Source organism: Psychrobacter sp. Sarcosine-02u-2 (assembly GCF_002836335.1).
Lineage (GTDB): Bacteria > Pseudomonadota > Gammaproteobacteria > Pseudomonadales > Moraxellaceae > Psychrobacter > Psychrobacter faecalis.
Genome location: NZ_PJBX01000033.1, coordinates 1 through 2,097 on the forward strand (window position 1 = coordinate 1; position 2,097 = coordinate 2,097).

Below are 2,097 nucleotides of genomic sequence, written 5' to 3' on the forward strand. Positions count from 1 at the left end.
ACCTATTATTTATCTTGATCATAAACTGCTGATCGCGATAGTCCTGCAATAGTTGTAACAAGCTAAAATCTGCCGGTAGATCATTGATGAAATTACTGGGATCGCTGGACAATAAATTGCCGTTTTTGTCTGATATTAACGTTTTTAAATCATAGTCTAACCAAGAAGAATGTACATGATTGGCATCAATTAGCGCTTGCGACTTTGACACTGTAAAAGGTTCTATGTGATCGTTAAAATTCACCATGCGTTTACGCAGGTTAAAAGCTGCATGGGTAATAATCTCTGAGTCCATTTGCTCAAAGTGCTCGTTAACAGAGCGCTGAACCCATATATAAATAACAACTTGAGAGATAACAACAAATATTGTCAGTAAAAAAACAGTTCGCCATAGTAAGGGTAAGCGTCGATTGTCCAATCTATTTATCATATTGGCTATCTTCCGTTTCGCTGGCAGCTTTATTACTAGCTGAAACGTCGACAGCATCTAATCGGTAGCCCATGCCACGCACAGTATGAATTAGCTTGGTATCAAACTCATCGTCTATTTTTATACGCAGACGTCTTATTGCCACATCAATCACATTAGTATCGTTATCAAAGTTCATATCCCATACTTGTGAAGCAATGATTGAGCGTGGTAATACTTCACCGCGGCGCTCTAATAGAAACTGTAATAGGGAGAACTCTTTTGCGGTTAGTTTAATGGGCGTGTCTCCTCTATGTACAGTGCGCTTGGCAATGTCCATTTTGAGATCCGCTATTTGCATGAGCGTACTTTTATAGTCGGCTTGATTGGCGCGTCGTAATAAGCTTTTTATCCTGACTATTAACTCTGCAAAGGCAAAAGGTTTGGTCAGATAATCATCACCGCCAATCTCAATCCCCTTGATTTTGTCATCTAAATCATCTTTTGCGGTTAGAAATAACACTGGCGTATGCTTGCCAGCCGCTCGGTAATTACGTACTAGCTCAAAACCGCTAACATCAGGCAGCATAACATCCATGAGTATCACGCTAAACTCTTCAGTCATCATAGCATGGTAGCCATCTAAACCTGTCAGCTGATGATCAACAATGAAGCCTGCTTCACTTAAGCCTTTTTTTACATATTCGCCGAGTTTTAATTCATCTTCTACTAGTAGTACTTTCATAGTAATCCTTCAATATAATTATGATTTTATAATACCCAAATCAATATAAATGACAAAACGGACTGGTATCTGACAAAGATGTCATGCGCTCGTCATCAAATGGTCAGTCTTCGTTTGTTAATCTATACCTATAGTACATAGCGGCTCATTCTTGATACGAGTAGCTACTATGAATTATTACTACAGGTAATTAGTTTCAATATTTAATAATTTATTAAGGATGTTATATGAAAAGCTATCGTTCATTCAAAAAAGTGGTGCTGCTATCCGCTTCGATGCTTATCGGTATATCAGCAGCTAATGCGCATACTACGAATCTAAGCACTTCAATTATCGATAATTGCGATAACTTAACTACGTTTGCCAGAAATCTAGATCACAATAACGCGCAGATGTCTGATGCTCAAATGAAAAGCTATGTTGATGCACGAGTCGCTTGCCAAGTTCAGCATCAAGATCAACATCTGCAGTCTGAAAAGTATTTTATAAAAAAATATGGTAGCGATCGTGATAGAAATGCTGATGCCATACTAAATGAATACGTGCAGCATTAAAATATAAAAGTAGCAAGATGACAATATTGTCATCTTGCTGTCATCTCTCTGTCAGAATCAATAAGTTATGCTTTAGACTGAATTAATATCCTAAAGCTTTATGTACCCTCAACTAAATCAATTAAGGATTAACCATGTCACTCTTTAAATCAAAGTCTTTACCTAAAGCAATCGTAGCCACTGCCGTCGCTCTAGTCGTTTCAACCTCAGCTCTAGCACATGATCCTAAAATGCACGCTGAAAAAGATCAGATGAACTGTGAAAAAATGGAAAAGCATATGCAAATGATGCAAAAAATGGATCATAGCAAGATGGACATGAGCGATCCTGCTATGAAAGCGATGATGGCTAACATGGGTAAAATGAAGCAAATGTACCAAAAACACTGT

At 37.9% G+C, this 2,097-nt stretch carries 3 protein-coding genes and 1 pseudogene; 2 read left to right on the forward strand and 2 right to left on the reverse strand.

Translation table 11 applies throughout. The features are described 5' to 3' along the window. A pseudogene (locus tag CXF58_RS01050) lies at positions 1–295 on the reverse strand (two-component sensor histidine kinase); the annotation flags it as partial. 124 nt (positions 296–419) lie between these two features. Continuing rightward, positions 420–1,154, reverse strand: coding sequence for a heavy metal response regulator transcription factor (locus CXF58_RS01055; protein WP_025645672.1), 735 nt, complete (start codon positions 1,152–1,154; stop codon positions 420–422). Between the two features lie 227 nt (positions 1,155–1,381). Here CXF58_RS01055 and CXF58_RS01060 point away from each other — a divergent pair, with 227 nt between their 5' ends. Together CXF58_RS01060 and CXF58_RS01065 are read left to right on the forward strand one after the other, a co-directional pair. Beyond that, the gene (locus tag CXF58_RS01060) at positions 1,382–1,708 is read left to right on the forward strand and encodes a hypothetical protein (protein WP_093068413.1); all 327 of its coding nucleotides are present in this window, start codon (positions 1,382–1,384) and stop codon (positions 1,706–1,708) included. Positions 1,709–1,842: 134 nt separating this feature from the next. Then, a partial coding sequence (locus CXF58_RS01065) for a hypothetical protein (protein WP_102076306.1) occupies positions 1,843–2,097 on the forward strand: 255 nt, incomplete at its 3' end.

Excerpts from the sequence above, each read along its gene's own strand:
- CXF58_RS01055 (WP_025645672.1), bottom strand. The coding sequence starts at position 1,154 with ATGAAAGTACTACTAGTAGAAGATGAATTAAAACTCGGCGAATATGTA.
- CXF58_RS01060 (WP_093068413.1), top strand. The coding sequence starts at position 1,382 with ATGAAAAGCTATCGTTCATTCAAAAAAGTGGTGCTGCTATCCGCTTCG.